Origin of the sequence: Geodermatophilus obscurus (assembly GCF_900115395.1) — a bacterium.
Taxonomy (GTDB): Bacteria; Actinomycetota; Actinomycetes; order Mycobacteriales; family Geodermatophilaceae; genus Geodermatophilus; species Geodermatophilus obscurus_B.
The window spans coordinates 135485-159683 of record NZ_FOWE01000009.1 but is presented as its reverse complement, the minus strand read 5'-3'; the positions used below and the strand labels follow the sequence as shown (position 1 = coordinate 159683).

Annotated in this window: 23 protein-coding genes; 8 read left to right on the top strand and 15 right to left on the bottom strand. The window is 74.6% G+C overall.

Annotated features, from left to right (window positions below; all coding sequences use genetic code 11):
- Positions 1–123: 123 nt before the first annotated feature.
- From mnhG to BM165_RS18260, 8 genes are all read right to left on the bottom strand, one after another.
- Positions 124–465 carry a monovalent cation/H(+) antiporter subunit G gene (mnhG, locus tag BM165_RS18295; RefSeq protein WP_075014984.1) on the bottom strand — a complete coding sequence of 114 codons (342 nt, stop codon included), beginning with the start codon at positions 463–465 and terminating at the stop codon, positions 124–126.
- Positions 462–722 carry an MrpF/PhaF family protein gene (locus tag BM165_RS18290; protein ID WP_075014983.1) on the bottom strand — a complete coding sequence of 87 codons (261 nt, stop codon included), beginning with the start codon at positions 720–722 and terminating at the stop codon, positions 462–464. Before BM165_RS18290 ends, mnhG begins: the two co-directional genes overlap by 4 nt.
- Positions 719–1129 (bottom strand): Na+/H+ antiporter subunit E, encoded by a 411-nt coding sequence (locus tag BM165_RS18285; RefSeq protein WP_075014982.1) that lies wholly within the window; start codon positions 1127–1129, stop codon positions 719–721. The genes BM165_RS18290 and BM165_RS18285 overlap by 4 nt, the downstream gene beginning before the upstream one ends.
- Positions 1126–2688 (bottom strand): monovalent cation/H+ antiporter subunit D family protein, encoded by a 1563-nt coding sequence (locus tag BM165_RS18280; protein WP_075014981.1) that lies wholly within the window; start codon positions 2686–2688, stop codon positions 1126–1128. The genes BM165_RS18285 and BM165_RS18280 overlap by 4 nt, the downstream gene beginning before the upstream one ends.
- The gene (locus tag BM165_RS18275; protein ID WP_075014980.1) at positions 2685–3050 is read right to left on the bottom strand and encodes a sodium:proton antiporter; all 366 of its coding nucleotides are present in this window, start codon (positions 3048–3050) and stop codon (positions 2685–2687) included. The genes BM165_RS18280 and BM165_RS18275 overlap by 4 nt, the downstream gene beginning before the upstream one ends.
- The gene (gene mbhE, locus BM165_RS18270; RefSeq protein WP_075015087.1) at positions 3047–5917 is read right to left on the bottom strand and encodes a hydrogen gas-evolving membrane-bound hydrogenase subunit E; all 2871 of its coding nucleotides are present in this window, start codon (positions 5915–5917) and stop codon (positions 3047–3049) included. The genes BM165_RS18275 and mbhE overlap by 4 nt, the downstream gene beginning before the upstream one ends.
- Before the next feature lie 281 nt (positions 5918–6198).
- Positions 6199–6870 (bottom strand): hypothetical protein, encoded by a 672-nt coding sequence (locus tag BM165_RS18265; protein ID WP_075014979.1) that lies wholly within the window; start codon positions 6868–6870, stop codon positions 6199–6201.
- 35 nt (positions 6871–6905) lie between these two features.
- Entirely contained in the window at positions 6906–7346 is a 441-nt protein-coding gene (locus BM165_RS18260; RefSeq protein ID WP_208976801.1) for a hypothetical protein, read from the bottom strand.
- A gap of 1707 nt (positions 7347–9053) precedes the next feature.
- Between BM165_RS18260 and BM165_RS18255 the strand changes: the two genes are divergently transcribed.
- The 6 genes from BM165_RS18255 to BM165_RS18235 all read left to right on the top strand — a co-directional run bounded on the left by BM165_RS18255 (position 9054) and on the right by BM165_RS18235 (position 14073).
- Positions 9054–9311 carry an STAS domain-containing protein gene (locus BM165_RS18255; RefSeq protein ID WP_143108222.1) on the top strand — a complete coding sequence of 86 codons (258 nt, stop codon included), beginning with the start codon at positions 9054–9056 and terminating at the stop codon, positions 9309–9311.
- A gap of 124 nt (positions 9312–9435) precedes the next feature.
- Entirely contained in the window at positions 9436–9723 is a 288-nt protein-coding gene (locus BM165_RS18250) for a GlsB/YeaQ/YmgE family stress response membrane protein (RefSeq protein ID WP_208976800.1), read from the top strand.
- Between the two features lie 59 nt (positions 9724–9782).
- Entirely contained in the window at positions 9783–10421 is a 639-nt protein-coding gene (locus BM165_RS18245; RefSeq protein WP_075014976.1) for a universal stress protein, read from the top strand.
- 128 nt (positions 10422–10549) lie between these two features.
- Positions 10550–10726, top strand: coding sequence for a hypothetical protein (locus BM165_RS24915; RefSeq protein WP_177225243.1), 177 nt, complete (start codon positions 10550–10552; stop codon positions 10724–10726).
- A gap of 135 nt (positions 10727–10861) precedes the next feature.
- On the top strand, positions 10862–12721 hold the full coding sequence (locus BM165_RS18240; protein ID WP_075014975.1) for a glycoside hydrolase family 15 protein: 1860 nt from the start codon (positions 10862–10864) through the stop codon (positions 12719–12721).
- A complete protein-coding gene (locus tag BM165_RS18235; RefSeq protein WP_075014974.1) occupies positions 12718–14073 on the top strand; it encodes a glucose-6-phosphate dehydrogenase in 1356 nt (451 codons plus the stop codon). The genes BM165_RS18240 and BM165_RS18235 overlap by 4 nt, the downstream gene beginning before the upstream one ends.
- Positions 14074–14087: 14 nt before the next feature.
- Here BM165_RS18235 and BM165_RS18230 read toward each other — a convergent pair whose 3' ends face one another.
- The 4 genes from BM165_RS18230 to BM165_RS18220 all read right to left on the bottom strand — a co-directional run bounded on the left by BM165_RS18230 (position 14088) and on the right by BM165_RS18220 (position 17790).
- Complete coding sequence (locus BM165_RS18230) at positions 14088–16169, bottom strand: acyltransferase family protein (protein ID WP_075014973.1); 2082 nt, start codon at positions 16167–16169, stop codon at positions 14088–14090.
- Between the two features lie 555 nt (positions 16170–16724).
- Positions 16725–16847: a hypothetical protein gene (locus BM165_RS26130; RefSeq protein WP_280140734.1), complete on the bottom strand. Its 123-nt coding sequence runs from the start codon at positions 16845–16847 to the stop codon at positions 16725–16727.
- 395 nt (positions 16848–17242) lie between these two features.
- Positions 17243–17518, bottom strand: coding sequence for a type II toxin-antitoxin system RelE family toxin (locus BM165_RS18225; RefSeq protein WP_075014972.1), 276 nt, complete (start codon positions 17516–17518; stop codon positions 17243–17245).
- Entirely contained in the window at positions 17515–17790 is a 276-nt protein-coding gene (locus BM165_RS18220) for a type II toxin-antitoxin system Phd/YefM family antitoxin (protein WP_075015001.1), read from the bottom strand. Before BM165_RS18220 ends, BM165_RS18225 begins: the two co-directional genes overlap by 4 nt.
- Positions 17791–18390: 600 nt before the next feature.
- On the opposite strand from BM165_RS18220, the gene BM165_RS24910 reads away from it, so the two are divergent.
- Entirely contained in the window at positions 18391–18561 is a 171-nt protein-coding gene (locus BM165_RS24910; RefSeq protein ID WP_177225242.1) for a hypothetical protein, read from the top strand.
- Between the two features lie 217 nt (positions 18562–18778).
- Here the strand turns inward: BM165_RS24910 and BM165_RS18215 are convergent, their stop codons facing one another.
- Genes BM165_RS18215 through BM165_RS18205 form a run of 3 tightly spaced genes read right to left on the bottom strand, consistent with a single transcriptional unit; the run spans position 18779 to position 22532 of the window.
- On the bottom strand, positions 18779–19846 hold the full coding sequence (locus tag BM165_RS18215) for a DNA polymerase domain-containing protein (RefSeq protein WP_075014971.1): 1068 nt from the start codon (positions 19844–19846) through the stop codon (positions 18779–18781).
- 26 nt (positions 19847–19872) lie between these two features.
- Positions 19873–21438, bottom strand: a complete 1566-nt coding sequence (locus BM165_RS18210) for an alpha/beta hydrolase (protein WP_075015085.1) — start codon at positions 21436–21438, stop codon at positions 19873–19875.
- Between the two features lie 23 nt (positions 21439–21461).
- A complete protein-coding gene (locus BM165_RS18205) occupies positions 21462–22532 on the bottom strand; it encodes an ATP-dependent DNA ligase (RefSeq protein WP_075014970.1) in 1071 nt (356 codons plus the stop codon).
- A 108-nt stretch (positions 22533–22640) separates the two neighbouring features.
- On the opposite strand from BM165_RS18205, the gene BM165_RS18200 reads away from it, so the two are divergent.
- Complete coding sequence (locus BM165_RS18200) at positions 22641–24158, top strand: serine/threonine protein kinase (RefSeq protein ID WP_083427483.1); 1518 nt, start codon at positions 22641–22643, stop codon at positions 24156–24158.
- Positions 24159–24199: the final 41 nt, after the last annotated feature.

Below are 24199 nucleotides of genomic sequence, written 5' to 3'. Positions count from 1 at the left end.
CCGTTCGGCGTGGACCGAGGGGCAGGCCGTGGCCGTTCGGCGACCGTCTCGCCGGAGCCCGCCCACCGCCGGCAGTGCGCCCGCGGCTCCGCCGGGACGGGACCGCCGGGAGCCGGTGACGACTCACGGTGGGGACGACCCGCCGGCATCCGTCCCCTCCTGTCGGGTGCCGGCCACCAGCGGCGCGCCGGACCGGTGGGCGGCCCGGCCGATCTCGTGGCCGGAGATGGGCACGGTGAACAGCTGCAGGACGATGGCGACGACGAGCACCACCACCGCCGTCGCGTTGGGGGCGAGCACCACGACGCCGAGCAGCACCGACACCAGGCCCAGGCTCGCGGCCTTGGCGACCGCGTTGGCACGGTTGTAGACGTCGGGCAGGCGGAGCAGGCCGACCGCGCCGACGCCGATGAGCAGGACCCCGAGCGCGACGAAGACGTCGCCGAGCACCGTCTGAGCCGTCACGACGACGACCTCGCGGCCACGAGGCGGGCGAGGGCCACCGTGGACAGGAAGCCGACCAGGGTGCCGACCAGGACCAGGTCCAGCAGGGCCGACGCGTCCAGGCGCACGGCGAGCAGCGCGATGGCGGCGAGGACCACCGCGAAGCCGAAGTCCACCGCGAGCACCCGGTCGGCATCGGTGGGACCGACCGCCAACCGCAGCGTCGCCACCGCCAGGGCGAGGGCGAGCACGACGAGGGCGGCGTCGACCAGGATCACGGGGTCCTCCTCCGGGTGGGGTGGTGCGTGTGGGCGTCATGGCGGGACGTCACCGGACGCCAGGCGCGCAGCATCCGTTCCTCCAGCTCGCGGAGGTCGGCGCGGAAGGCCTCCGGGTCCGCGACGTGCATCCCGTGCACGGTCAGCCGGGACCGGTCGTCGCTGAGCTCCAGCGCCATGGTCCCGGGCGTCAGCGTGACCAGGCTCGTGAAGGAGGCGATCTCGAACGGGCTGCCGCTGAGCAGCGGCACCTCGACGACGGCCGGTGCCAGACCGTTCCCGGGGGTGACGACCTCCCGCGCCACCTCGTAGTTGGCCCGCAGGAACCGCAGCAGGTACGCGGCGGAGAACGCGGCGATCCGCCGGCTCCGGGCCAGTGCGCGACGCGGTGCGGTCGACGGCGTCACGGTCCGGTCACCGCCGCCACGTAGACCGCCGTGTCGACCAGCCCCGCGGCGGCCGCGTCGGCGGCCACGAGCAGCGGCCCGGCCCACACGCCGAGCACCACGGCGGACGCGGCCAGCAGCAGGGCGGGGACCGTCAGCGCCGGCCGCAGCCGGGTGCGCACCCCGGTCGCGGCGGTGCCTCCGGCGTCCTCGTGCGGGCCTGGCCCGCGTGGGTCCGCGTCGTGCCGGCCCTGGTCGTCCCGGTCCTCCTCGGGGGCCGCCTGCCAGAAGGCCGCGTTCCACATTTTGAGCATCGAGGTCAGCGTCAGCAGGCTGACCCCGACCACGGCGGCCGCGGCCAGGTACTGCTCCTCTGCCACCGCGGCCGTGGTCAGCCCCAGCTTCGCCACGAACCCCGACAGCGGCGGGATGCCGACCAGCGCCAGCGCCGAGACGGCGAACGCCGCGGCCAGTGCCGGCTCCCGGCGCGCCAGCCCGCCCAGCCGGTCCAGTCCACCCGTGCCGTATCCCACCTCGACCGCTCCGGCGACCATCAGCAGCGCCGCCTTCGCGAGCACGTACTGGACCAGGAAGAAGACGGCCGCGGCCAGCCCGGCCTGCGTGAACAGGGCCAGGCCGAGCAGCACGTAGCCGACCTGGCTGACCATGTGGAAGGTGAGCACCGGCCGCACGGCCTTCTCACCGACGGCGCCGAGGACGCCGACGACCATGGTGAGCAGCGCGGCGGCCAGGAGCAGCCACAGGAACCGCGGGTCGCCGTCGAAGACCACGGCGTAGACGCGGACCAGGGCGTAGAGGCCCACCTTGGTGAGCAGGCCGGAGAACAGCACGGTCACCGCCGGCCCGGTGACCGAGTAGGTGCCGGGCAGCCAGCTGTGCAGGGGCACCACGGCGGCCTTGACCGCCATCGCCAGCAGGATCACCGCACCGGCGGCCGCGGCGGCGGGCACCTCGGCGGCCACCCCGGCCAGCCGGCCCAGGTCGACGGTGCCGGTCACGCCGTACACCAGCCCGACCCCGGCCAGGAAGACGGTCGAGGCCAGCAGGTTGACCGTCACGTAGAGCCGGCTCGCGGCCAGCCGCTGCCGGCCGCCCCCGGCGGCCAGCAGCACGTAGCTGGGGACGAGCATCACCTCGACGAAGACGAAGAGGTTGAACAGGTCGGCGGTCAGCAGCGCGCCGTAGACCCCCGCGGACAGCACCAGGGCCGCGGGCACGAAGAACGGCGTCTCCTCGTCCTCGCGCGTCGCCGCCGCGAAGGCCAGGGACGCGGTGACCAGGACGGCGGTGACGGTCAGCAGCAGGGCGCTGAGGACGTCGGCGACCAGCGTGATCGCGATCCCCGGCGGCCAGTCGCCGAGTCGCAGCACCGGCCGCCGGCCGTCCGTGGTGGCCACCAGCAGGACGGCGCCCACGACCACGACGCCGGAGCTGACGACCGTGCCGACGGCCCGCCGCAGGAACGGGGACGTGCCGGCCCTCCTCGAGCCGAGCAGGACCAGCAGGCCGGCGGCCGCGAGCGGGGCGACGACGGGGAGCGCGAGCAGCCCGCCGCTCACCGCTGACCCCGCTCGGGCCCGGACGGCGCGCGCTCCTCGTCGGGCCGCTCCTCGTCGGGCCGCTCCTCGTCGTCGGCGGGACCGCCTGCCTGCACCAGGGCGAGCAGGTGGACGGTGATGCCGAAGGTGATGACGATGGCGGTCAGCACGAAGGCCTGCGGCAGTGGGTCCGCGGCCTGGCCCGGGTCGCCCTGTCCGATCAGCGGCAGTCCGCGCCGGTCCATCCCCCCGGCCGAGACGACCAGCACGTTGACCGCGTGGCCGAGCAGGACGAACCCGACGACCACCCGGATCAGGTTCCGCTGGAGGACCAGGTAGACGCCGCCGGCGACGAGGAGTCCCACGGCGATCGCGGCGGTCACCGCGGTCCCCTCCGGGTCGGGGGCGCGGCGGCGGCCGCCCGTCCCGCGGGTGGTCGGTGGTCCGGGACCTGGGCCCCAGCCGGTCCGGACGGTGCCGGCGGTGCCGCGTCCTCCGCCGCGGGGGCAGATCCGGCGGGGGCAGATCCGGCGGGGTCGGCACCGAGCCGGTCGAAGGCGGTCACCAGCAGCGCCAACACCAGCAGGTAGACGCCCAGGTCGAACAGCAGGGGCGAGCCGATGCCGACGGCCCCCAGCACCGGGATGTCGAACGGGGTGAGGAAGGGCCGTCCCTGCAGCGCTGCCGCGGCGCCGGTCCCGAGTGCCAGCAGCAGGCCGGCCCCCACGAGCGGTGCGGGCCGCAGGTACCGCGGCAGCCCGGGGAAGGCGTGGGCGACCTGGTGCAGCCCGACGGCGATCCCCCCGACCAGCGCGGCGATGAAACCACCGCCGGGTTCGTCGTGGCCGCGCCACAGCAGGTACGCCGACAGCACCGCCATCCCGGGGACGAGGACCTGGGCGGCGACCTGCAGCACGAGGCCGCCGTCGGCCCGTGGGGCCGGGGTCGGCCCGGCCGGCGGCGTGCCGGACCGGGGCGCGCCCGGTTCGCTGCCCAGCAGGACGAGCAGTCCGACCGCGGCGGCGCCCAGGACGATCGCCTCACCGAGGGTGTCCATGCCGCGGAAGTCCACGAGGATCGTGTTGACCACGTTCGTGCCCCCCGTCTCCGGTTCGGCGGCGTCGAGGAAGTAGCCGCCGGTCCCGGACAGGTCGCGGCGTCCGGTCAGGGCGAGCGTGGCGACCGCGGCCGCGACGCCGACCGCCACCCCGAGTGCCGCGGCGACGGCCCTCCGCGGGGCAGCGGCCCGCCGCAGGCGCGTGGGCAGGCGACGGAGCACGAGGACGGCGACCACGGCGGTCAGCACCTCCACCAGCAGCAGGGTCAGGGCGACGTCCACCGCGCCCGCCAGCAGGAACCACACCGCCACGACCAGGCCGACGACGCCCACGAGGCCCACCGCGGCGAGCAGCGACCGGGTGAGGACGGTGCCGAGGACGGCCAGGGCGAGCAGCGCCAGCACCGGCCAGTCGAGGAGCCGGTCGGTCGGTCCGCGGGACGGCAACCCGTCGACCGCGACGGTCCCCACGGCGCCCAGCACGACCAGGGCGATCAGCGGGCGCGCGAGGTGCCCGGTGAGGTCGGTGGACCGGTCGGGCCGGCCGACGGCGGTGCCGAGCGCAAGGACCGCGTCGTGGGTGCGGTCGAACAGAGCCCCGCCGTCGGGCAGCCGCACGCGCTGCAGCGCCCGGTCGACCGCGTCCCGTCGCAGGAACAGCACCGTCCCGACGGCGATGGTGATCGCCGACATGACCACCTCGGGACTCAGCCCGTGCCAGAACGAGAACTCCGGTACCGCCCCGGCGTACACCACGTCCGCGGCGGCACGGGTCACCATCGGGTTCAGCAGGTCGATGCCGGGACCCAGCACCACCCCGGCCAGCGCGGCCAGTGCGGCGGGCGCCAGGAAGGCCGCGGACGGCTCGTAGAGGTCCGGCTGCCGGGTCGGCCCGCCGAAGGCCCCGTGCACGATCCGCATGCCGTAGGCGAAGGTCAGGGCCGAGGCGGTGACGCCCAGCGCGCCGGCGACGACGCCGGACCAGGAGGTGACGTCCGCCTCCAGCAGGCCCTGGAACAGGTACTCCTTGCTGACGAACCCGAGCATCGGCGGCACGCCGGCCATGGACAGGGCCGCGAGGGCGGTGACCGTAGCGGTGACCGGCATGACCCGGCGCAGGCCGGACAGCTCGCGGATGTCGCGGCTGCCGGTCTCCCGGTCGATGACGCCGACCAGCATGAACAGCGTCGCCTTGAACAGCGCGTGGGCGAAGGTGTGCAGCATCGCCGCGGCCAGCGCCACGGGCGTACCGACGCCGATGACGGCGATCAGCAGGCCCAGCTGGCTCACCGTCGACTGCGCCAGGATGGCCTTGAGGTCGTGCTCGCGGAGCGCCATGAACGCACCGCCGACGGCGGAGGCGAGCCCGACGGTGATCAGCAGCGCCGACCAGGCCGGTTGGCCGGCGAACAGCGGAGTGGTCCGCATGAGCAGGTAGATCCCGGCCTTGACCATGGTGGCCGCGTGCAGGTACGCGCTCACCGGGGTCATCGCGACCATGGCGCCGGGCAGCCAGAAGTGCAGGGGCAGCTGCGCGGACTTCGTGAACGCCGCGAAGGCGATGAGCCCCCCGATCGGCCAGGCCAGCGGCGAGGCGAGCACCCGCTCACGCTCGGCGAGGACGGTGGCCAGGTCCGTGGTCCCGACGACGACCGACAGCATCACCACCGCGACGAGCAGCGCGAGCCCCCCGGCCGCCGTGACCAGCAGCGCCCGCCGCGCCGGCCGCACCGCCACCTGCCCCGCCGTCGCGATGAGGAAGAAGGAGCAGATCGTGGTCAGCTCCCAGAACACGTACAGCAGCACGAGGTCAGCGGCGAGGACCAGGCCGAGCATCGTGCCGGCGAAGAGGGTCAGGAGTCCGTACACGACCCCGTTGCGACCGCTGTCGCCCATGTACCGCGGGCAGTAGGCCATGACCAGGACACCGACGCCCAGCACGATCAGGCAGAACAGCCCGGCCAGGCCGTCGAGCCGTAGGGAGAACGACACCTGCAGGGAGGGCATCCACTGCCACGAGGTGGTCACCGCTCCGCCGTCGAGCACGGTCGGCACCTGGGTCGCCAGCAGACCGCCGACGCCCGCGAACCCGGCGGCCAGCACGTAGCCGGTGGTACGTCCGAGCCTGCGGTGCACCGGGGGAGCCGCAGCGGCCAGGAGCAGCATGGCCGCCAGGGAGAGGACGAGGATCACGCCGTCCCCCCCGTCGCCGACCGGGAGCACGCCACGGCGCGGGCAGCACCGCCCCCTCGCGCCAGGCCCACCGTCGCCGTCCTCTCGCGCGTCACACGGTCAGGTCGTCCGGGACGCCCGTCCGGGCTCACGGCACCTCCTCCGGGGGCCGCACCACGGCTGCCCGGACCGTCCCGACTCCCCGGGTGCTCCCGCAGACCCCGGCCTCCCCGCGAGGGTGCCGGCAGAGGTCGCGGACGCCCGCTTGCCGGGGGGCGGCAACGCGGGAGGGGCGTCGGCGGTCAGCGGGCGGGGAGCACGTCGGGGCCGTCCCCGGGCGCGTCGTCGGGGTCGGCAGCGATGTGGTGCTCGGGGCCCCGTCGCATGCCATCGAGCACCCAGTTGTCGAAACCCTGTGGGTCGCGGCGCCGGAGCTCCTCCAGCAGTGCCTCCCGCCAGCGGACGGCGGTGTGCCGAGGAGCGCCCGAGGAGGGGTGCAACTGTTCGCCGCTGCTGCGCCACTCGGCGATCAGGTCGTCGACGGACAGCGCCCGCAGCAGCTCGTGGGACGACGACCCGTCCGGCCACTCGGGCTGTTGCGTGGCCGGCCGCGGCGGTTCGGTCGTCGTGCGCGACGGCGCATGCGGGATCTCCAGGCCGTGCGCCCAGACGGTGGACAGGACGCTGAACAGCAGCACCAGGACCATCACCAGGTGGCCCCCGGCCTCGCCGAGCGCGTGCACACCGGCGGCGAACGGCACGAACAGCGCGGCCGCGACCGCCGTGGGCCAGGCTCCCGTCCAGGTCTCCGGGAAGTCGCGGTACACCGTCCGGTGGACCGAGCGCCCGACCGCGGCGCCGAGCGCGCCGAGCACGGGAGCGAGCAACAGCAGGGTCACGAGGGGGGTGTACAGGGCACCGAGCATCGCCACCGCCACGTACGACGTGACGAGCGCGCCGACGGCCAGACGCACCAGGCAGCGCTGGACGGCAGGAGCCCGGCCAGCCCTCACCGGGAGCTCCGGTGAGACGGCCTGCCCGCGGAGCCCGACGGCCCGACCGGGCAGCGCAGCACGCCCTGCCCCGCGAGGGCTCGCCGGTGGGAGGATCCGTCGGAGTCGAGGACCGACCGACGCAGGTGGCGGTCGTTGCGGGGCTCGCGCCGAGTCGCGGCGTCGTCGAGCTGGCGACGCATGCCCTCCCGGACACGCATCAGCGCCGCGCGGAGATCCCACTCGGCCGACGCGGCCACCATCCGGACCATCCCGGAGATCGAGCACTCGAGGGTCAGGCGCTGGCCGCGCGTCCCGCGGGCCTCAACCGAGAGCTCCAGTTCCACCGCCTCGGCGGGGTACCGGGCCAGCTGGTCGTCCAGAGCGCTGAGCCGCGCGACCAGTCCAGCACGTTCGGCGGCGGCGATGCCCCCGGCCAGGCGGAGGGACTGCGCCACCCTGGCCGACCCCCCGCCGCCCCCAGGCTCGGGGCCACGTGGAGAGCCGGCCGGGCTGCTGAACAGCGGCTCGTCGGCGGGGGCGCGGCTCACATCGTCTCCGGTTCTGCCATGGGCACGAGGCCGGGGTGCGGGGGATCAGCGTTCATCGACCTGGCGCCGACCAGGTCGGGCAGCGCGTGTCGACGTGTGCCGACGACGGCGACCCGGGTCGGGCTCTGCCCTCCTGGAGCGCTGTCCCGGACGTTAGGTCCGGTACGTGACGCCGGGGAGGACGCCGGTCGGCGAAGAAGACAGGGAGGACGTTGCCGAGCGCGGGAAACCAGCCGCGGTCGCGGGACCGGTGTGCCCGTTTCCGTGGGCGCCGCAGGACACCACCCGGGATGGTCCGGTGCCCTGAGCACGGCGCTGGGCTCACGCCCGTGTCGAGCCGTGCGGCCCGACGGGGTCCTGGGTGGATCCCGCGGCTCACCGCTGTGGGGCCGGGACGATGGGCAGTCCCGGGCCCTGGCCGGTCGCCACCGCCGGCGACGTCAGGTGCCTGTCCGGGCGAGCTGCCAGGACAGGGACCGGCACAGGACGCCGTCCTGTCGGTCCGACCACGGGACGCCCGTCCTGGCCGGTCGGGTGTCGTCGGTCAGCGCGTCACTGCGTGCTCCACCACGACGGCGCCCCGCAGTGCCGACCGGGACCGCCCGCCGGTGGAGCGCAGCAGTGGCCGCTGCGGTGCGCGGCAGGGCAGGTCGCCCGCCGGAGCCACGTGATGCGGATCCGGCACGTCGGGCGGCCTCTTCGTCGCCAGCGTTCCTCGTGGGCGGACGCCTTCCCCCGGTGGTCGACCTGACGCACGTCGACCGGTCGGCGGCGGAACCGGTCGTGTGGATGGGCGGGGGACGCGCGCGGTGGGGTGGCCGGCGACCAGCGGCTGTGGTGGCTGGCCGCGGGGACGGCGACGGTCTGCGGCTGTGCGGCTGGGTGATCTGGGGCCCTGATGACGCCCATCTCCGCTCGCGGGTGCTGGCTTCGGGGGCCGTCCTCGGTGGGACCACGTCCGCGGTGACGGGGCTGGTCGCCGCCCCGGGCAGCGGAGGTCTCCTCGTGCTCGCCGGCCTCGGCTGCGCTGCCCTCCCGGTTCTCCATCGCTGCAGGCGGAGGTCGGACGAGGGGACGCCGGAGGTCGCCAGGAGCGAGCCTCCGCGGGCCGTTGCAGCGGCCGTGCGGCCTCGAGGTCCGCGGCCGCGACAGCGCACGCCGGCTGTCGGGGCGGTACCGCCCTCCCCGAGCTCTCTGTCCACCCCGGAGTTGTGTGACGCGTGGCGGAGCAGTCGCCGCGTCCTCGGAACAGGACCTGACGTCGCTGTACGACAGGCCGCGGTCCGGTCGGTCAGGCCGCCGTCGCACCGGAGACGGCTGCTGACCTACCCGCGGGAACCCCGTGGAGGAGTGATCACCGGCCGACTTGCCCGCAGTCGGCAACGCCGGGCGCCCATGTCGTCCCGGCGTCACCGTCGCCGGCGGTGCGGGCCGGTGCCTACCGTCCGGCACATGCGAGGGAGGACGCAACCACACCGACACCGGACACGTTCCGGTCGAGTTCTGACCGGCGTTCCCCGCGGAGGTCAGGACGACGACCTCGACGGGACCAGCGCGGCGCCCGACCACGAGGCCGAACTCAGGGCGTTCGTCAGCCACTGCAGTCCCCGGCCGGTGGTCACGGTGGCCGGCGCGCTCGACACCTGTGGGGCCGCCCTCCTCTCGGCCGTGCTCGACCAGGTCCGGCGGTCCGAGCGCGCAGCTGCCGAGGTCGACCTGAGCCGAGTCCACTACGCCGACAGCCACGGCCTGGCGCCACTGCTGGACGGACAGGTGACCATCCGGCGGACCTCGCCGGTGGTCAGACGACTGCTGACGGCGCTGGACATCCCCTCCCCGCGGCAGGCACCGAGCGGGCCCGTACCGGGCTGACCGCACGGGCAGGTCGGCCACGGAACCGACCCGACGCCGGCCGGCGCCGTCCAGCGCCACGTCCAGCGCCACGTCCAGCGCCACGCCCATCGATACGACGACGTCCACGACACCTGGAGGACCCGTGCTCTCTCTGCTCTGGCTGTTGCTCATCGGTATGGTCGCGGGCCTGCTGGCGCGCTTGGTCGTGCCGGGCAAGGACTCCATGAGCCTGCTCGCCACCCTGGTCCTGGGGGTGGCCGGCTCCCTCGTCGGTGGACTCCTGCTGGGGCTACTGACCGGCGGGCTCCGCGACCGGGGCTTCGGCCCCGCTGGCCTGATCGGCTCGGTGATAGGTGCGGTGATCGTGCTGCTGGCCTACGACCGGTGGACGGCGCGCCGGGGGGCGCTGCCGCGCGACCGCCGTGTCTGACCGGATCGGTGCTCCCACGCCCCCGGTGCCGCGGTCGCGACGGGGCGGGGAGGGCGGACGTGAGCTCCCCGTACTGGGCGCTGCTGCTGGTGCCCTGGGTGGCGATCGGACTGGGCGCCGTGGTCGTCCTCCTCTACCGGCGTGGTCACCGCGAGGGGAGCTGGCTGCTCCTCGGGGGCGTCCTCGGCCCGCTGGTCCTGCCGATCGCCGTCGAGCGCGCGGCCCGGGGGTCCCGGCGGCTGGACCGGCGGGTGGAGCCGGTCGTCGGCGGGGCCGGCCCCGGACGGCGGCCGGCCGTCCTCATCGGGGTCGACGGGTCGCCGGAGTCGGAGGAGGCCGTCCGGGCTGCCGCCCGGCTGGTGGCGCCGGCCGCCGGGCGGCTCGTGCTGGCGACCGTGGTCAGCGCCGACGCCGCCGACGGGGCGCACGACGACGAGCGCGCGCACGCCCGCGACCTGCTGTCCCGGTACCGCCGCCGGTTGCCGCAGGGCCGGGCGGTCGTGGAGACGCAGATCCTGGCCGGTCAGCCGGCCGCCGCTCTCCTCGAGCTGGCCGAGACCGAGGGCGTGGACCTCCTCGTCGTGGGACGGCGGGGACGCGGACTGTCCCGGACGGTGCTCGGCAGCGCGGCGTCGACGCTCACCGCGAGGGCACGGTGCCCGGTGCTGCTGGCCGCGCCGCCCGACGGCCGGGCCTGACCGGCCGCGCGTCCCCACCGGCGTGCCGGGACCCGGCAACGACCGGATCCGCAGCTGTGGCCGGCGGCACCGGTGCGGTGCGGACGGGACCGGGCAGGAGGTGGACCGATGGCAACGAGGAGGTCGTTGTGCTGTGGATCGTGCTCGTCCTGCTGCTGGCGCTCGCCGGCGGCGTCCTGGGGGCGCTGCTGGAGTTCGCGCTCTGGGCGGTCGTCCTGACCGTGCTGGGGCTCACCGTGGTCGGGGTGGTCGTGCGGCGTGCGGTGGAGGCACCCGGCAGGTCCGTCCACCGGACCGGTCGGTGACCGGGCCGGCGCGGGCCGGCCGGCGACCCGGGACGCGGGAGCAGCCGGCGGCGCGGCCGGCGGATGACGCCGGCCGCGCCGGGTAGCGCTGCGTCGTACCCGTCGTCTCCGTCCGCTCCCGAGCCGAGGACCATGATGCCCGGAACCACCCACCCGTTGACCCGCGTCGACGGCTTCCTGCCCATCGAGGACCACGGGCTCGTCGGTGACGGCGCCACCTGCGCGCTGGTGGGCCGGGACGGGTCCATCCCGTGGCTGTGCCTGCCCGAGTTCGACAGCCCGCCGTTCCTGGCCGGGCTGCTCGACGCCGACCGCGGCGGGACCTTCACCCTGGCGCCACGCGGCCTGCGCGCGGGTGGTCAGCGCTACCTGGACGAGAGCAACGTGCTGGTCACCGTGCTCGAGGGGCTCGACGGAGTCGTGGAGCTCACCGACTGCATGACGCTGCGGTCGGGGGCCGACCTCGAGGAGCTCGTCCCGGCCGGCCGCAGCGAGTTGCTGCGGGTGGCGCGGGTCGTCTCCGGCTCGGCCGAGCTGGAGGTGCGGCTGGCTCCGCGCGACGACGTCCGCGTCACCCGCGAGAGCGGCGCCTGGCGCATCCACTGGCCCGCTCGTCCCGACCTGGTCGTGGTGCTCTGGTGTTCCCACGACCTCGACGTCGCCCCCGACGGGTCGATCGGGGCGCGCGCGCGGCTGCGCGCCGGTGAGCGGCTGACCGCCTCGCTGCACTGGTCGGGCAGCACCCGCCTGCTGGACCGCGTCGACCCCGCCCGGCTCGTGCACCAGACCGCCCAGGCATGGCGGGCCTGGGCGGGGAAGCTGGAGTACGAGGGCCCCCAGCGCGGCCTGGTGCTGCGCTCGGCGCTCGCGCTCAAGGCGCTCGACCACGTGCCGAGCGGAGCGATCATGGCGGCGGCGACGTCGTCGCTGCCCGAGGAGATCGGCGGCGTGCGCAACTGGGACTACCGCTACACCTGGGTGCGCGACGCCGCCTTCTCGACCTATGCGCTGCGCAGGGTCGGCATGCCCGCCGAGTCGAGTGCGTTCCTGGCGTGGACCCTGACCAACGTCGAGCGGGACGGGCGGCCGCACCTGATGTACGCCCTCGACGGCGGGCAGCCGCCGCCCGAGACGGAGGACGCCGTGCTGTCGGGATATCGCGGCTCGGGGCCGGTGCGCTGGGGCAACGGCGCGGCCGGGCAGACCCAGCACGACGTCTACGGCGAGCTGCTCGACGTCGCCTGGGGGTGGGTCGGCTCCGGCGGGCCGGTCGACGACCACCTGTGGCGCGTGCTGTGCGACCTGACCGAGGCCGCGATCGAGAACTGGACGACGCCCGACCACGGGATCTGGGAGGTGCGCAGCTCGGGGCGGCCGTTCACCTACTCGGTCGCCATGTGCGCCGTCGCGGTCGAGCGGGCGCTGCGGATCGCCGAGGCGCGGGGCCTGGACCACCCGCGCGACCGGTGGCGCACGGAGCTCGACCGCATCCGCACCGCGGTGCTCGAGCGGGCGTGGGACCCGGACCGGGGGACGTTCACCGAGCAGCTCGCCGACGACGACGGGGGTGGCCGCGGCGGGCTGGACGCCTCTCTGCTCGCCCTCCCGCTGCGCGGCGTGGTGGCCGTCGACGACCCGCGGATGGTGGCGACCACCGAGGCGGTGCGCCGGCACCTCGACGCCGGGGACGGCCTGCTCTACCGCTACCGGCACGAGGAGTCCGACGACGGGCTGCCCGGTGGGGAGGGCGCGTTCCTCCTCTGCAGCTTCTGGCTCGTCGACAACCTGACCGGTCAGGGACGCCTGGACGAGGCCCACGACCTCTTCGACTCGCTCTGCGGCCGGACCAACCACCTGGGCCTGCTGTCCGAGGAGATCGACCCGGGCAGCGGCGCGTTCCTCGGCAACTTCCCGCAGGCGTTCAGCCACCTGGGACTGATCGCCAGCGGGGTCACGCTGGCCCGCGCCGAGGCCGAGCAGCGGGACGCCCGGTGACCCGCTCGTTCGTCGTCCTGGGCGGTACCGGGGACCTCACCGGCCGGTTGCTGCTGCCCTCGCTGGCCCGGCTGTACGACAGCGGCGTCCTCCCCGAGGGCAGCCAGCTGCTCGCCGTGGCCCGCGAGGAGTGGGACGACGACGCGTACCGCGGCTGGGCGCGCGACCGGCTGGTCGCGCACGCCGGCGACCTGCCGGCGGACTCGCACGACCGCCTCCTCGGCCGCCTGCGCTACCTGCAGGGGGACGTCACCGACGCCACCGACCTGCGTGCCGCGCTGGCCGGGGTGGACGGCGAGCCGGTGGTCTACCTGGCCCTGCCGCACACCCTGTTCCGGCCCACCCTGACCGCGCTGGCCGAGGTCGGGCTGCCCGAGGGCGCGCGCGTGGTCGTCGAGAAGCCCTTCGGCACCGACCGGGCCGACGCCCGGGCGCTCAACGAGCTGCTGCACCGGTCGCTGCCGGAGGAGGCGGTGTTCCGGGTCGACCACTTCCTCGCCAAGCAGACCGTGCTCAACGTCCTCGGCCTGCGGTTCGCCAACCGGGTCTTCGAGCCGATCTGGAACGCCACGCACGTCGAGCGGGTGGACATCGTGGCCGACGAGACCCTCGGGCTGGAGGGGCGGGCCGGCTACTACGACCGGGCCGGCGCCCTGAGGGACATGCTGCAGAACCACCTGCTGCAGCTGCTGGCGATCGTCGCGATGGAGCCCCCGCTGGCCGTGGACGCCTCCTCGCTGCCCGCCCGCAAGGCCGACGTGCTGCGGGCTGTCCGGCCGCCGGCCGACGTGCGGACCGGCAGCGTGCGGGGGCGGTACACGGCGGGGACGGTGGACGGCCGGTCGCTGCCCGACTACGTCGACGAGGACGGCGTCGACCCCGCCCGCGGGACCGAGACCTACGCCGAGCTCACGCTGACGGTGGAGAACTGGCGGTGGGCGGGCGTCCCGTTCCGGTTGCGCACCGGCAAGGCGCTGGGCGCCGGCCGGCAGGAGATCGTCGTCCGCTTCCGACCGGTGCCGCACCTGCCGTTCCTCGGCGCCGCGCCCGAGCCCGACGTGCTGCGGCTCTCGCTGTCCCCCGACGCCATCGCGCTGGAGGTCAATCTCAACGGAGCGGGCGACCCGTTCGACCTAGAACGGCAGGTGCTCACGGCGCGGATGGCGCCGCACGACCTGCCCGCCTACGGACTGCTGCTGCGCGAGCTGCTCGAGGGCGACACCACGTTGTCCATCAGTGACGTCGAGGCGGAGGAGAGCTGGCGGATCGTCGAACCGGTCCTGGCGGCATGGGCCGCCGGCGAGGTGCCGCTGCAGGAGTACCCGGCCGGCTCGGCGGGACCGGCCGGCTGAGCGACGGGAGCCGGTCAGCACGGCGCCAACGCGCAGTCCGCGAGGGCGAGGAGGTCGTCCTCCACCACCGCCCGCACCGTGCTCATGTAGGTGGCGGTGACGTGCGCGTTGTCCATGTAGACCCGCACGTTGCCGATCAACGCGGGGCACGTGGTGTCCGTGCAGAAGTAGGGACTGGTGTCCAGGATGCTCACCCGCGGGGGCAACGACGGCTCGACCTCCGCGAGGAGTGGCTCGGTGTAGACCGACGAGCGCGGCACCTCGCAGGCCGCCGACGTGTCACCCCACCGCGCCGTGCAGTCGGGGACGTCGTGCACGTGCCGCGGGCTGTCCCGCAGGGCGATCACGCGCAGGCCGGCATCCGACAACTGAGCCCAGGCCGCCAGGAACCCGGGCGGGACGGACTCCTCGCCCGGCCCGAACCCGGTCCGCGTCCCGAGCGAGACGACGAGATCCGGTTCCAGGGACACGATTCGCTCGACCAGGTGGGCACGCCAGGTCGCGCACTCCTCGTACTCCGGCCAGCCCTCCTGGATGAACTCGGACTCCGTCGACAGGTTGCAGCCGCCGCGCACCATCCCCACGACCTGCCACGAGTGCGTCTCGGCCATCGCGGCCAGCGGAGGTAGCCAGTGGGCGACGTGTGAGTCACCGACGACGACGACGCGGCGCGGGCGGTCGTCGGACCCGAGGACGCAGACCTCCGTCCCCGTGGGCTGCCACCCGAGCTCGTCCTCGCTCCGGCACGTCGCCCCGGGGAGCCGCGGCCAGTCGTCGCGGATCACCGACATCGACGGGAGCGGCTCCACGCCATCGGCGCCGCCGGTGTGGACCACGGGGCTGCCCAGCGCGGCCGCCCCCGGGTATGCGGGATCGTCTGCTGCCGTCGCGACGCGGGCGGCCTCCCGGTCCAGCCACGTCAGCACGAGCCCGCCCGTCGCGGCCAGCGGCAGGGCCGCGACCACGACGAGGGCCAGGGCGCCGACCGGGGGACGGGCCCGGAGCCGGTCCCCGGCCGGCCGCTCGACCAGCCGGTGGGTCACCGCGGCGAGGCCGAGGGACAGGACGACGACGGCGGCCGCACCCCGAGGCGAGGGGGTCTCCCGCTGCGTGTGGACCAGGTAGAGGACCAGCACGGGCCAGTGCCACAGATAGAGGGGGTAGGAGCGGGCGCCCAGCCAGCGCATCGGGGCAGCACCGAGGACCCGGTGGACCCCCAGCCGGCCTCCGTGGTCGGCGGCGACGAGCACGGCCACGGCGCACAGCACCGGCCACCCCGCCTGCCAACCGGGGAACTCGTGAGCTCCGTCGAGGACGGCGCCGCAGGCGACGAGCGCGACCACACCGCTCCAGCCGAGCGCCGCTGCTGAGCGCGGTCCCGGGCGGACGTCGCGCAGCAGCAGGGCCACCAGGGCACCGGCACCCAGCTCCCACAGCCGGGGCAGGGAGGAGAAGTACGCCTGCTGCTGGTTGGTGGCGGTGGCCACGACCGACCAGGCGAACGACGCCGCGGTCACCAGCGCCACGGAACCCACGACCGCCTGCCGGGCGAAGTGGGCCCAGCCGGCCCACCGGAGGACGGCGGCTCCCGCCGCGACGGCGACCGGTGCCAGTACCAGCACCTGGACCTGGATCGACAGGGACCAGAACTGCTGCATGGGGCTGGCGGCGGCGTTGCTCGCGCTGTAGTCGACCGCCTCGTCCACCAGCCGTGCGTTCTCGGTGAAGGTCACCGAGGACAGCAGGTGCAGCGCCAGCTCGCGCCACCGGCTGTGCGGAACCACCCACACGCTCGCGACCACGGTCGCCAGGAGGACGAGCAAGGCGGTGGGCAGCAACCGGGACAGGCTCCGCGTGACCGCCCGCAGGACCGGCACACGGCCCTCGCGGCGGATGTGCCCGCTCACCACCTGGACGAGGAAGAAGCCGCTGAGGACCAGGAAGACGTCGACGCCGCCGGAGACCCTCCCGCTGGAGACGTGATAGGCCACGACCAGGGTCACCGCGATGGCGCGCAGGCCGTCGAGCTCCGTCCGTCGCCGGCTCCGGCCGGCTCCGGGGACGCCACGAGCCGTGGACCGGGTCAGGACGGACACGTACGGACTCCCGGGGACGCGGTCTCCGCGCGATCGGTCGAGTTCTCGGAGCCCCGGCCACGGTGCGCGCCCGCCCGACTACCGGCCCCCATCGGCATCGCCGCCGACCCCACGCGAGTAGCCCCTTCCGCTGGACTGTGGGCAACCCCGTGTCATGCGGGGAGGAGCCGTCGTCGCCATGTGACACGTCGGTTGCCCTGTGAGATGCCGTGGCTTCCACCGACGTGGTCCCGGGCGGACCCATCGTCCGGGCTGCTGTCCCCGTCGGGAGCACCGAGCAGGTCGTCCGGGTCGTCCGGGTCGCCCGCCGAGCCCTCCGTCGAGCGGTGTACCGCCCGACGCTCGAGCACAACGCGACGGCATCGACCTCCTGACGGATCTGCAGCAGGTCCGTGACCGACCGTACGACTGCGGCTTGGGGGCGTGCAGGAACGCCCCCGGCACGTCATCGGGCCCGGAGGTTGCCGGGAGCCGGAAGTGAGGAGCCGGCCTGTGGCGGTCGCGTCGGCATCCACACCGCAACGCAGCCAGGTGGTGTTCGGTCCCGGCAGCCGGTCAGGACCTTCGGCTGGAGTACCGCACCGGCCGGCTGTAGAGCTCGATGGTCCGCGGCGCCTTGACGGCGGCTCGCAGGTGCCGCCGGAGGGACGCCAGCAGGTCCTCCAGCCGGATCGCCACGGCGGCAGGTCATCCGGGGAACAGCGCTGTGCTACCCCTCCGCCGACGGCCGGATCAGGCATCCTCGCTGGTAGGACGCCTGGCGCGGCTGGGCTGGACGCGCATCGGCTCGCCCGGCATCTTCGGGGAGCGAAACCCGGAAGCGCTGTCCAGCGCGACAAGAGGCCAGGTCGCCCGTGAGCGGGATCGGGTGGTTGTCGGGCGAGTTCCCGCGCCCGGAGATCGCCCGGATGCCGTCCCGTGCCCTCCCGGTCCTGATCCTCGTCCTGTCGTCGAGCCGCCATCCATCCGTCTGGTGCGGGCGTCGCGAGGGGGCACCGACCGCGGGCCTCCCTGCTGTGTCCGAGGAGGAGCGCAGCGCTTCCGCCCACGCCATGCCGGCGCGGAGGCACCGGTCAGCCGTAGACGTCGGCGCGGTGCGAGATGCGCACGACCCTGACGAGGACCTCGTCGTCGTGGATCGAGTAGATGACGCGGTACCGGCCCCGTCGCGCGGACCAGTAGCCCTCGAGATCGAAGCGCAGTGGCTTCCCGACGCGGTAGGGGTCCGCAGCCAGCGGCCCGAAGAGGAAGTCGACGACCGCGACAGCCACCGGCTCGGGGAGGTCGCGCTCGATGGCACGCTTGGCCGCTGCCGAGAGGACGACGGTGAACCGAGGAGGGCCGGTCACCGCCGGCGGGCCGCGAGTGCGGCCCGCACCTCGGCCTCGCCGTGGACCTCACCGGCGGCCATCGCCTCCTCGGCCTGTCTGATGTCCGAGCGTGCTCGAGGATCGGAGAGGATCTCCAGGGTCTCGACCAGGGACTCGTAGTCCTCGACGGCGAGGATGACCGCGACCGGGTTGCCGTTCTTGGTGACGGTGACGCGTTCGTGCGTGCTGGCGACCTCGTCGATCACCTGGCTGAAGTGCGCCTTGACCGCCGCCAGCGACTGCGTCGTCATGACCACAATTGTGGTCAGCCGGCCAGCTGCGGTCAAGCACGGCTCGCTCGGTTCGCCGAGGCGCGCCGGGCGGGTCAGGACCCGTCCCAGCCTGTGGCGGGAGGAGCGCGACATGCTCCCCGACAACGGCCTCAGTTGCGCACCCGAGAACCGGATCCTCCCTGACCCACAGCCGCCGACGCCGTGAACAGCCAGCCGCAGGGAACGACCCACCAGGCGCGTCGACCTCCTGGGCTGAGGCAACGCAGCGCCGCGGAGCCGATCGTCCCGTCGGGCGGATGCCGAACTCCGTCGCCGTCGGCCACAAGGGGCCGATGCCCCTGTTGGGTTCGTCCTCGGATCGATGGTCGCAGGAGGCGCCACCGTGGATGTCGAGCAGCCGGGGATCCCGAGCCGCCGCCGTCCGGACGGAGAACCCGGATTGGGACCTCAGTTGCACCCTCGGCGGCCGGGGCCGGTGCGCTCCTCAAGGACCACGCCGGTCACGTCCGCAGGGGGCGCTCAGTGAGCGGTTCGGCGAAGGTCGCAGGTCGTTTCCCTGCCGGGACGCTGGCGCAGGCGTCTCTTCCGCAGCCTCCGCTTCGAGAGCACGATGCGCGGATGACCGACTCCGACACTCCGTACAGCCGCGTCCGCAAGCTGCCCAAGCAGTTCCGCCCGCTTCAGGCGTGGGACGCAGAGCGCCGCCGCGGCCTCGTCCACACGCCTGAGTACGACGCCGAGATGGGCCACCTGGAAGAGGAGTTCCGCCGCTGGCTGCTCGGTCGGTGAATAGCACGGCCCTCGTCGAGCACCGCGCTGCGGCCGCGGTCGGTCAGCCAGCGGCTGTCATACCGCACCCTTCAGCTATAGAGCACGATGGCGGGCGGCGCCTTGGCAACGGCTGCTGTCGCGTCCGAAGAGCGACTGGAGGGGTACGCAAGCGACACCGGAGGACGGGGGTTGTCCGTCGAGTGAGCGTTGTGCCTTGCTTGCGTCGAGCGCCGGATCACTCGTATGCGCTGGTAGGACGCCTGGCCCTGCTCGGTTGGACCCGCATGGGCTCTCCCGGCATCTTCGGGTAGTCGGGCGGATAGGGCAGATCGCCGAGGCCCTGGTCCCTCGCCTGGCGCTCGGCCAGCTCCAGCAGCGGCTCGATGCCGAAGGCGTGCCCGGCCATCCCGGCGTGCTTGTCACCCACCTCCCGGAACCGCGCGGGCATGGTCAGCACGTCGAAGTCGAACGGCGAGACGCCGGGCAGCTCGTCCCAGTCCAGGGGCGCCGACACCGGCGCGTGCGGCTTGGGCCGGATCGAGTAGGCGCTGGCGATCGTGCGGTCCCGGGCCATCTGGTTGTAGTCGATGAAGATCTTCTCGCCGCGCTCCTCCTTCCACCACGACATCGTCACGCGGTCGGGGATGCGGCGTTCCAGCTCGCGGCCGAAGGCGATCACCGCCCGGCGCACCTCGGGGAAGGTCCAGCGCGGCTGGATCGGCACGTAGACGTGCACGCCGCGCCCGCCGGAGGTCTTCGGCCAGCCCTCCATGCCGAGCTCGTGCAGCAGCTCGCGCACGTGGGGGGCCACCCACACGGCGTCGGAGAAGTCGGTGCCCGGCTGCGGGTCGAGGTCGATGCGGATCTGGTCGGGCTGCTCGACGTCGCCCCTGCTCACCGGCCACGGGTGGAAGGTCAGCGTCCCGAGGTTGGCGCACCACGCCACGACGGCGACCGAGTCCGGCGCGATCTCGTCGGCGGTCCGCCCGCTCGGGAAGCTGATGTGCGCCGTGGGCACCCAGTCGGGCGCGTTCTTGGGCACCCGCTTCTGGTAGAAGGCGTCGCCGGTGTTGTCCATGCGGGTCGACAGCCGGGCGCCCTCGAACACCCCGCCCGGCCAGCGCTCCAGCGTCGTCGGCCGGTCCCGCAGGGCGAACAGGATGCCCTCACCCACGGCGACGAAGTACTCGACGACGTCGATCTTGCGGATGCCGCGCTCGGCGAAGTACGGCTTCTCCGGGTTGGAGACCCGCACCTCGCGCCCGTCGACGGTCAGGACGACGGCGTCCTTACTGGCGGCCACCGGTCAGCTCCCGTCGGCGGGGCGGCTCAGGCCGGGCACTGCAGCCCGTCCTGCGGCGCGGTGAGGTCGATGAGGTAGGCGTTGACGGCGGCCGTGACGCAGTCGGTCTTCGGGTAGGCGGTGTGGCCCTGCCCCTGCCAGACCACCAGCACGCCGGCGGTGAGGTCGGCGGCCAGGTCCTCCGCGCCCGGCAGCGGGGTCACCGGGTCGCCGGTGTTGCCGACGACGACGATCGGCGCGCTGCCCTCGGCGTCGCGCTCCGGCAGCGGGGTGCGCTCGGCCTCCCACGGCGTGCAGGTGTAGAGGCCCACCGCCGAGCTCGCGCCGAACAGCGGGTAGCGGGTCGACCAGTCCTGCGCCAGCGGCAGCACCTCGTCGGCGGAGAAGGCCTGGTCCTCCGGGGTGTCGGCGCAGTTGATCGCGATGTTGGCGTCGAACAGGTTGGTGTACGTGCCGTCCTCGAGCCGGCCGGCGTAGCTGTCGGCCAGCGAGAACAGCCCCGCCGCGTCGCCGTTTCGGGCCGCGGCCAGCGACTGCGACAGCTGCGGCCACGAGCCCGGGTCGTACATCGCGGCGAGCACCGCCGTCATGACCACGCCGGGCGTCGCCGTCCGCGTCTCGCCCTGCCTGCTGCTCGGGATCGGGGTGCCGGCGGCCTGCGTCAACACGTCGTTCAGGAACAGCCGGGGGTCCCCGCCCAGCGGGCAGCCCGAGACCAGGCTCGTGCAGTTGGCCGCGAAGGCGTCGAAGGAGGCCTCCAGCCCGGCGGCCTGCGCCTCGGCGTCTGCCTGCGGGTCGGCGTCGGGGTCGACGGCGGCGTCGAGCACCAGCGCCCGGACGTTCTCCGGGAACAGCTCGGCGTAGGTGGAGCCCAGCGTCGTCCCGTAGGAGTAGCCGAGGTAGGTCAGCTGCTCGTCGCCGAGCGACTCCCGCAGCAGGTCCATGTCGCGCGCGGTGTCGACGGTGTTGAAGGTGCCGAGGGCGTCCCCGTACTCCTCGGCGCAGGCCTCGGCGGCCTCGTCGGTGAGCGCCAGCACCTCGTCGAGCTGCTCCTGCGTCGTCGGCCGCGGCTCCGCGGCGATCGAGCGGTCCTTCAGCTCCGCCGGGATGCACTCGACCGGGGTGGACAGGCCCACCCCGCGCGGGTCGAAGCCGACCAGGTCGAAGCGGCGCAGCACGTCCTCGGGCATCGACAGCGCCAGGCCGAGCGCGGCGTCGGCGCCCGAGCCGCCCGGGCCGCCCGGGTTGACCAGCAGCGAGCCGATCTGGTCGGTCTGCCCGGCGAGCTGGGCGCGGACGAGGAAGAGCGGCAGCGTGGCGCCGTCGGGCTCGTCGTGGTCGATGGGCACCTCGGTGCGGCCGCACTCGAAGAGCAGGTCGCGCTCGCTGCCGGGCGCGCCGGCGAGCAGCTCGGTGATCTCGGCGTCGCAGTCGGTCCAGGTGATGGGCGCGGCCTCCGGCTCGGCCGGGGTGGACGGCGTGGCGGAGGACGACGAGGTGGCCTGGTCGGCGGACTCGGTGAACGAGGCGCACCCGGTGACCGCCAGGAGGAGCCCGGTCGAGGCGGCGAGCAGGCCGCGGCGCAGACGCATGATCTCCACGGTAAGGCCGTCCTTCATCCCGAGAACACCTCGGCCAGGTCGTAGCGCACCGGGACGTCGAGCTGGTCGTAGGTGCAGCTGCCCGGCTCGCGGTCGGGCCGCCAGCGCAGGAACTGCCCGGTGTGCCGCAGCCGCCGGCCCTCCAGCTGGTCGTACTTGACCTCGACGACGAGCTCGGGCCGCAGCGGCACCCAGGACAGGTCCTTCTTCGCGTTCCACCGGCTCTGCGCGCCGGGCATCCGGTGCTCGCCGTCGGCCTGCAGCTCCGCGTTCGCCCACTCCCGCCAGGGGTGGGTGTCGAGGGCGTCGGTGCGGTAGGGCGCCAGCTCCTCGACCAGCTCCGCGCGCCGCGCCATCGGGAACGACGCCGCGACGCCGATGTGCTGCAGGCCGCCGTCGTCGTAGAGACCGAGCAGCAGCGACCCGACGATCGGACCGCTCTTGTGCCAGCGGAACCCGGCGACCACGCAGTCGGCGGTGCGCACGTGCTTGACCTTGGTCATCAGCCGCTGGTCGGGCCCGTAGGGCAGGTCGGGGGCCTTGGCGACGACGCCGTCGAGACCGGCGCCCTCGAACTCGTCGAACCAGCGCTGCGCGGTGGCGGCGTCCTGGGTGACGGCCGTGACGTGCACCCGCTCGTGGGTGCCGGACAGCACCTCCCGCAGCCGCGCCCGGCGCTGCGCGAACGGCGTCTCCATCAGCGACTCGTCGCCGATCGCCAGCAGGTCGAAGGCGACCAGGTGCGCCGGCGTCTGCTCGGCCAGCAGGTCCACCCGCGACCTCGCCGGGTGGATGCGCTGCAGCAGCGACTCGAAGTGCAGCCGGTCGCCCTGGGGGACGACGATCTCGCCGTCGACGACGCAGCGCTCCGGCAGCGCCTCCTTGACCGCGGCCACGACCTCGGGGAAGTAGCGGGTGAGCGGGCGCTCGTTGCGGCTGCCGAGCTCGACCTCGTCACCGTCGCGGAACACGATGCAGCGGAACCCGTCCCACTTGGGCTCGTAGAACAGCCCCTCTGCGGTAGGCAGCTTCGTGGTGGCCTTCGCCAGCATCGGCTTGACCGGCGGGAGCACGGGCAGGTCCATGCAGGTCAGTCAACCAGCCGCCGATGACGGCGGAGTCCTGGTTGACTGGACGGCCGCGCCCGTCACCCGCTGGGGGGACCGGCCGGGCCGCGCGGGTGGGGGAGGGGCATGGAACCGGGGGTGCGCACGCTCGGCGGCCGCTACACGCTGGAGTCCCTGCTCGCGACCGGCGGGATGGGGCAGGTCTGGCGGGGCCGCGACACGGTGCTGGGCCGCGACGTCGCGGTCAAGGTCCTGCGCAGCGAGTACACCGGCGACCCGACCTTCCTCGCCCGCTTCCGCGCGGAGGCCCGGCACACCGCCGGCCTCGCCCACCCGAACATCGCGATGCTGCACGACTACGGCGAGACCGGCGTCGGCGTCCCCGGCGGGGAGCGGGTGGCGTGGCTGGTCATGGAGCTGGTGCAGGGGGAGTCGCTCGCCGCGGTGCTGGCGCGCGGGCGGCTGGACCCACTGCGGACGGCGCACCTGGTGCGGCAGGCGGCCGCCGGCCTCGGCGCCGCCCACGCGGCCGGCGTGGTCCACCGCGACGTCAAGCCGGGCAACCTCCTGGTCGCCGCCGACGGCACCGTCAAGGTCACCGACTTCGGGATCGCCTGGTCCGCGTCGAGCGCGGCCCTGACCGGGACCGGCCAGGTCATCGGCACCGCGCACTACCTGTCGCCCGAGCAGGCCGCAGGCCGCCCGGCGGGCCCGGCCAGCGACGTCTACGCGCTGGGCCTGGTCGGCTACGAGTGCCTGGCCGGCCGCCGCGCCTTCGACGGCGACAACTCGCTGCAGGTCGTCGTCATGCAGATGCAGGCCGACCCGCCGCCCCTGCCCGCCGACGTCCCGGCACCGCTGCGGGCCCTCGTCGAGCGGGCGCTGGCCAAGGACCCGGCGCAGCGCTTCCCGGACGGGACGGCGCTCGCCGCGGCGCTCGACGGCGTGCTGGCCGCCCTGGGCCACGGCTCCGCGGACACCGCGCCGCTGTCGTCCGGTGCGGTTCCGCCGGTGACGCGGGTGCTCCCCGTCGCCGCGTCGCCCGTCCCCGCCGGGCCCGCGGCCGCCGTGGACCCCGGCCGGGCTCCGGCGCCGGGTCGGGCCCGTCGCCGCCTCCTCGCCGCCCTCGCGGCGCTGCTGGTCGTGGCGGCGGTCGTCGCCGGGGTGCTGCAGGCGACCGGGGACGGCACGGCGGCCGACCCGGCGACGACGTCGGAGCCGGCCGCCCCCAGCGAGGACCCGACGGTGCAGGTCGAGGCCGCCGACCTCGTGGGCCGGCCGGTGGCCGAGGTGCAGGCCGAGCTCGAGGCGCTGGGGCTGGCCGTGCAGCTGCGCCCCGTGCGCACCTCCGACGTCCCCGACGGGCAGGTGCTCACCGTCGACCCGGCCGGTGAGCTGGCCCCCGGCAGCGCGCTGACGGTCACGCACGCCACCGCGCCCCCTCCGCCGCCCTCCACCCCCCCGCCGTCGACGGCCCCGCCGTCCGCTCCGGCGCCGGCCCCCGAGGAGGAGGACGAGGGCGGCGACGACGGCGGCGGCAACGGCGACGAGGACAACCAGGACAACGGGAACGGCAACGGCAACGGGAACGGCAACGGGAACGGCAACGGGAACGGCCGCGGGAACGGCGGCAACGACGACTGAACGCCACCGGCCCCTGGGATCGCGGTCCACTCCGTGGCGGG

Coding starts and splice junctions, on each gene's coding strand:
- BM165_RS18205 (WP_075014970.1), bottom strand. CDS start 22,532: ATGGACCTGCCCGTGCTCCCGCCGGTCAAGCCGATGCTGGCGAAGGCC.
- BM165_RS24910 (WP_177225242.1), top strand. CDS start 18,391: ATGACCGACTCCGACACTCCGTACAGCCGCGTCCGCAAGCTGCCCAAG.
- BM165_RS18210 (WP_075015085.1), bottom strand. CDS start 21,438: ATGCGTCTGCGCCGCGGCCTGCTCGCCGCCTCGACCGGGCTCCTCCTG.
- BM165_RS18220 (WP_075015001.1), bottom strand. CDS start 17,790: ATGACGACGCAGTCGCTGGCGGCGGTCAAGGCGCACTTCAGCCAGGTG.
- BM165_RS18200 (WP_083427483.1), top strand. CDS start 22,641: ATGGAACCGGGGGTGCGCACGCTCGGCGGCCGCTACACGCTGGAGTCC.
- BM165_RS18240 (WP_075014975.1), top strand. CDS start 10,862: ATGCCCGGAACCACCCACCCGTTGACCCGCGTCGACGGCTTCCTGCCC.